Here is a 5180-nt window from a genome sequence, read left to right as displayed (position 1 = left end):
ATTGAAATATAACCAACTCAGATTACACAAATGTTAAAATAGAAAAAACAAAAGATATCACCCGACATAAAGTTTAATTGAATCTTCCGCAGTTCGTTTAATTACATTTTCAGATTATTAAAATTTGACCCAATACACCCCATTTTCATGAAAAAAATAATTCTCTTTTTAATCGCAACCCTTATGAGCTTGGCTGTTTTTCCTCAGGGAACCCAGCTCCTTAGACAACCTAGTTTAAGTCAAAACGAAATTGTCTTTGTTTATGCCAACGACCTTTGGAAAACACCTCGATCAGGAGGAGATGCCATCCGGATGACCAGTAATGAAGGGGAAGAAAGCTTACCCCATTTTTCACCAGATGGAAATTGGATTGCCTTTACAGGTGAATACGATGGAAACACTGATGTTTATTTGATTCCTGCAAAAGGAGGTGAACCCAAACGACTTACCTGGCATCCAGGAGCTGATATGGTTACAGGTTGGAGTTCTGATGGTTCGAAAGTTATTTTTTCCTCTGGAAGGGAAGGACATGCCACCCAGGAATCTAAGTTTTTTGAGGTGGAAGTGACTGGTGGAATGCCCACACCTATGATGGTTCCTAGAGCAGTCAACGGTGAGATTTCCCCTAACGGGCAACACATTGCCTATCAACAGATATCATTTTGGGATCCTGAATGGAGAAATCACCGAGGTGGACAGGCAAAACCAATTTGGATTTTAGACCTGAAAGATTACTCTCTGGAAATGACTCCCCAAACAGACAATGAGCGACATACTGATCCTGTCTGGTTTGGAAACAAGATTTTTTATATTTCAGAACGGGACAACCTTGCAAATCTTTGGTCTTATGATCCAAGTAACAAGCAAGAGAAACAAGAAACTTTTTTAAAGGATTTCGATATCAAAAGTATCGATGCCGGGCCTGATGCCCTAGTTTTAGAGCAAGGTGGTTATATCCATTTATATAATCCAATCAATGGAGAACTCACTCAAGTACCCATACAAGTTAACGGTGATTTTCACTGGGCTCGTGAACGCTGGACAAATGTCTCTGCAAATCAATTACAAAACCCTCAATTATCTCCGACGGGACAAAGAGCCATCTTCGAGTTTAGAGGAGAGATCTTGACTTTTCCGAAAGAAAATGGAGCAGGAAGAAATCTAACGAACACTTCAAAATCTGCAGAAAGGTCTCCTGTCTGGTCTCCTGATGGCAATAGTGTTGCTTATTTCTCTGACGCTTCTGGAGAATACCAGTTGATTATTGCAGATCAATCAGGAATTATATCCAAAACTATCAGCATCGAAGATCCAAGTTTTTTCTTCAAGCCAGAATGGTCTTCAGACAATGAGCATATCGCTTTTACCGATACAGATTATAATATCTGGGTGGTTAATGTAACTTCAGGAACGAGTAAAATCGTAGAAACTGATCGTTTTGCACATCCTGATCGCACTATGAATCCAGTCTGGTCCCCAGATGGAAAATGGATAGCTTATTCAAGATTGATGGATAATCAGTTGAAATCAATTTTTGTATACGAAATAGCCAGTGGAAAGAAAATCCAAGTAACCGACACGATGGCCGATGCTATATCGCCTGTCTGGGATTCTAATGGTAAATACCTTTATTTTCTTGCAAGTACAGACTTTGGGTTAAACACAGGATGGCTAGATATGAGCAGCTATGATCATCCGGTTACTAGGGCATTATACTTTGTTGTATTAAATGACGCTGATTCTTCTCCTCTCCTTCCCCAAAGCGACGAAGAAACAGAAAAAGAGGAAGAAAAAAAGAAAGAGGAAGAAGTAATGGTAGTGATATCAGAAGCTGGAATTATGGACCGAATTATAGCTATCGATATTCCTACAAGAAATTATTCAGGACTGGCTCCTGCTCCCGCAAATCAGGTATTTTATATGGAGGTAGTGGAGAATGAAGGAACTGTCTTAAAGAAATATGATTTGACAAAGCGTAAATCAGAAGATTTTTTGCCTCGGGTAAATCAGGTAGTTGTTTCGAATGACCGTAAAAATTTACTGTATCAATCTGGGGGAACTTGGGGAATCTTAGAAACTTCAGGATCCGGTAAAAAGGTAGGTGATGGCGCTTTAAAAAGCATTGCTGCTATGAAAGTCAAAGTGGATCCGATGGCAGAATGGCAGCAAATCTATCGGGAAGGCTGGAGATATCAGAGAGATTTTCTCTATGTGGAAAATGTACATGGCGCACCATGGAATGAAATCTACGAATGGTACAAGCCTTGGGTAGCATCTGTTAGACATAGATCAGATATGAACTATATCATCGACATCATAGGTGGTGAAGTGGCTGTGGGACATAGTTATACCCGAGGCGGAGATTTTCCAGACATTGATCGGGTTCCCATCGGACTGCTAGGGGCAGATTTTGAGTTAGACAATGGGAATTTTAAAATCAAGAAAATTTATTCAGGAGAAGATTGGAATCCAGGACTAAATGCACCTTTAGCACAAGTAGGTGCTGAAGCTAGGGTTGGTGAATATTTAGTTGGAGTGAATGGGAAAGCCATTGAAAAAGGAAGCAACCTCTACACTTATTTTGAAGGATCAGCGAATGTCCCCACAAAAATCCATTTGAATTCAAAACCAGGACTCGAAGGCTCAAGAAGCATTTTAATAGTACCTGTAAGTAATGAAAATCAACTTAGAAATATAGCTTGGGTCGAAGGAAATCGCCGTAAAGTGGATGAGCTTTCTGGAGGCAAACTTGCATATGTCTACCTGCCTAATACGGGGCAACCAGGATATACTTCCTTCAACCGTTACTATTTTGCACAACAGGATAAAAAAGGAGCTGTAATCGATGAGCGGAATAACGGTGGAGGATCTGCAGCAGATTACATGGTAGATATTATGAACAGAAAACTTACCGGGTATTTTAATTCAAGAGCGAATGATCATCGGCCATTTACCCAACCTATGTCAGGAATCTGGGGACCTAAAGTCATGTTGATCAATGAACGGGCAGGATCAGGCGGTGACCTTCTACCCTACTTATTTAATAAAATGGAAATTGGTCCTTTGATTGGAACTAAAACCTGGGGTGGTTTAGTAGGCACTTGGGATACACCTCCATTTGTAGACGGAGGTAGAATGGTAGCTCCTCGAGGTGGATTCTATGATACCGAAGGAGAATGGGCTGTAGAGGGTGTAGGCATTTCTCCTGACATTCCTGTTGAGCAATTGCCAAAGGATGTTATCGCAGGAAAAGACCCGCAGTTGGAACGTGCAGTACAAGTTGCTTTGGAATTATTAAAGACTGAAGGCGTCGAATTAAAACCAGAGCCAAAAGCACCTATTCGTTATTTTAGACCAAAAGGAAATTGATTTATTGAATTAAAAACTGAATTTAATGTACTTTAGCCTATACAAACTTTTAAAATCATGTTAGATCAATTATTAAATTTAGCTGAAGGGCCACTGGAAGAAATGCTTGCAGGCATGAATCAATCAAATCCAAAATCTTCAGCAACGGCAGTTAAAGAAACAATTTTCTCGAGTCTTCAAAAGCAGGTAGCATCAGGTAACCTTGCAGGTGTCAAAGAAATGTTTTCCGGAAATGAAACCTCTCCTTCTGCTCCAGTAATCAACCAACTTCAAAATAATGTTTCTGAAGGCTTGATGGATAAGCTTGGTATCAGTAAAGAACAAGCCCTAAGTATTGCTGCAGCTGCCCTTCCAATGATTCTAAATTTCTTTAATAAAAGAGTAAATGATGCACCACAAGATAATCAGGACATCATGTCATCAGTAGTAGCTGCTTTACAAGGTGGTTCTGGAAAAGTCAACCCTACAGATTTACTCGGTTCATTGATGGGGGGAAGCAACACTGGAGGTGGAATGGACCTAGGAGGTCTTATGGATTTAGGTAAAGGATTATTTAAATAATTATTCAAAACATGAAAGGAATATATTCACCGGCTACTGTAATTTTAGTTTTATGTTTCATTTCAATAGGATCTGCTTTTGCACAAAAGATTTCTATTCCTTCCCTTGATTTCAAAAAGGATATGCTTGGTGTTTTCGCTCCAGATGATTCTGGCTTGGATATTGATAACTCAAAAAAGGATGAATTGAGATCAGCAAATAGTGAGTTCTTAGATCAGGTTATATCCATAGCCAATGGAGACGGAAGTGATGAAGATAAAAAGAAATCTATCCTTTCATTGGGTAAAAACCAATCTAGTACATTTTCAAAAATCCTAGGGAAAGACAAAGCAAAATCTTACAAAAAAAGCATCAAGAAGAAAATCAGACCATTCAAAACAAAGTATAAAATCGCAACACTGATATTATGAAACAACACAAACTCTTAATTCTCTTTTCACTACTCTTTTTTGCAGCAGTGAGTACAAATGCACAAGGTCTAAAAGTTCCAAAACTAGATATGGCCTCACAGGTTTTGGGTATACTAAATGATACCAAAGGCTTGGATCTAAGTTCTGACCAGACCAGTAAACTCGAATCAGATAATAAAAGCTTTGTAGATGACCTGATGAAAATCAACGGAAGTTCAGCTTCCGATGATGATAAAAAGGCTAGCTTTTTAGGTTTAAAAAACAAAAGAACAAAGTTTTTAACTGACCTTTTGGGAAGTGATTTGTTTAAAAAATATTCAGGTCAAGTCCTGAAATCAATCAATCCACTCAAATCAAAATTAGGACTTGCCGCTCTTGCATTCTGATAAGATTTAATCCAAATTCAAGCCATGGTATATTCCATGGCTTTTTTTATTCCCCATGAAAAATCTTTCGGCTTTTGTTCTACTAATTATAATTTTCGGTTGTCAAAAAGTTCCTGATCATACTGAATTCTGGTTAACTGACCCTCAAAATGGAGTACTTTTAACGATGCAGGAGGAGGTTTTGTCTGTTGAAGAAAGTAACCTTCCTACTATTACAATTTACCCTGACAACACCTATCAAGCCATGGATGGGTTTGGATTTACGCTTTCTCAGGGAAGTGCCTTACACTTATTGGGTATGGCAGAATCAGCCCGAAAGGCTTTATTGGAGGAACTCTTTGGGCAAGGGATTAATCAAATTGGAATCTCCTATTTGCGACTATCTGTAGCTGCTTCAGATTTAAACGAGTATCCTTTTTCCTATAATGATTTGGAAGACTCATTGGCAACAGAC

Annotated in this window: 4 protein-coding genes and 1 pseudogene; all 5 read left to right on the top strand. The window is 38.9% G+C overall.

The features are described from left to right. The first annotated feature begins 147 nt into the window (after window positions 1-147). Entirely contained in the window at window positions 148-3369 is a 3222-nt protein-coding gene (locus Q0L68_RS15990) for a S41 family peptidase (RefSeq protein ID WP_296705130.1), read from the top strand. 57 nt (window positions 3370-3426) lie between these two features. Then, window positions 3427-3930: a DUF937 domain-containing protein gene (locus Q0L68_RS15985; RefSeq protein WP_296705128.1), complete on the top strand. Its 504-nt coding sequence runs from the start codon at window positions 3427-3429 to the stop codon at window positions 3928-3930. 11 nt (window positions 3931-3941) lie between these two features. Beyond that, window positions 3942-4340, top strand: a complete 399-nt coding sequence (locus Q0L68_RS15980; RefSeq protein WP_296705127.1) for a hypothetical protein — start codon at window positions 3942-3944, stop codon at window positions 4338-4340. Next, window positions 4337-4726 carry a hypothetical protein gene (locus tag Q0L68_RS15975; RefSeq protein ID WP_296705125.1) on the top strand — a complete coding sequence of 130 codons (390 nt, stop codon included), beginning with the start codon at window positions 4337-4339 and terminating at the stop codon, window positions 4724-4726. Before Q0L68_RS15980 ends, Q0L68_RS15975 begins: the two co-directional genes overlap by 4 nt. Window positions 4727-4781: 55 nt before the next feature. Next, window positions 4782-5180: pseudogene (locus tag Q0L68_RS15970) on the top strand (glucosylceramidase); the annotation flags it as partial.

Origin of the sequence: Algoriphagus sp. (assembly GCF_024642405.1) — a bacterium.
Lineage (GTDB): Bacteria > Bacteroidota > Bacteroidia > Cytophagales > Cyclobacteriaceae > Algoriphagus.
The sequence above is the reverse complement of the archived record's forward strand: the minus strand, read 5'-3'. Positions and strand labels throughout refer to the sequence as shown.